This is a genomic window from Methanoregula sp. (assembly GCF_002835825.1).
Classification (GTDB): Archaea; Halobacteriota; Methanomicrobia; order Methanomicrobiales; family Methanospirillaceae; genus Methanoregula.
On record NZ_PIZH01000688.1, the window covers coordinates 1 to 1,123 of the forward strand.

Annotated in this window: 1 protein-coding gene; it reads left to right on the forward strand. The window is 56.4% G+C overall.

From position 1 onward, the window contains the following. A partial coding sequence (locus CW742_RS14450; protein ID WP_292421579.1) for a response regulator occupies positions 1-1,123 on the forward strand: 1,123 nt, incomplete at both ends.

The following is a 1,123-nucleotide window of genomic DNA, read 5'->3' on the forward strand; positions in this document are numbered from 1 at the left end:
CTCCTGTTCATCCTCCTCGTACCTTCCGTCATTGCAGCGGATACTCCGGGTCCTGAAAAGATCGTGGTCATCGGTTTTGCGTACGAAAACGGGGCAGTGAAAGAACTCTCATCGGAAATCCGGTACGGCACCCCGCCCAACCTCAATATCCAGACCGGAACGATAGCCGGTATTCTCCTCGACGGCGAGGGACGGCAAATCGGCAGGTTCTCCCTCCGGGACCCCCGTATCCAGATTGGCGATACCCGTGAGTCCGATGTCGGAACCGGGGGAGGTACCGGCCTTGGCGGATATACCGAAGAGAACGCGGACGTGGAGTTCGGTGTCATCGTCCCGTTCAGCAGGGATCTTGCATCGGTTACCCTTGCTGACTCGGTAACCGGAACAAATCTGGCAACGGTCGATCTCGCGGGTCCGGTTGCGGCATTCCGGGCAGCTCACCCGGAAGATCCGGATACCGCCCTCCCCCGGCAGCCGGAACCCTTCGTACCGGCAGAAATCGCACTTGTCGGGGGTATCGCCCTGGTATGTTCTGCGGGTGCGGGATACCTTGTTCTTCTGAGAAGACCTGCCCCGACCAGGATCCTCATCGTAGATGACGAACCGCAGATTGTTGACCTCTTCGCCATCCTTCTCTCAGAGAAGGGGTATCTGCCAATGAAAGCGTTCAGCGGGGAGGGGTGTCTCGAAGCCCTGAAAAAAGGACGGACTCTTCCGGATGCAATTCTCCTCGATATCATGATGTCTCCCCTTGACGGGTGGGAGACGCTTGAGAGGATCAAGAAGAACCCGGCGTTTAAAAATATCCCGGTCCTGATGCTCACGGCAAAAAATCTGACGCCCCGGGAAGCGAAAACCTACGGGATCTGTATCGAGGATTATATTCTCAAGCCGGTCCAGCCGCAGGAACTGTACGATGCGATCGGGTACGTCCTGGACCGGAGAAAAGCGATCGAACATGATATCCGGTCCGCAACCCGCGCAGGGTACGAAAAAGACCTGATCTGCGAATATGCCCTGCTCAGGAAGCAGGTTGAAGTAGAAAAGAAACTGGTTGACATCCTCCGTACCACCTATTTCGGTTCCGGGGAAGGCGTAGCCGGGATGAAACAATCCATAGAAG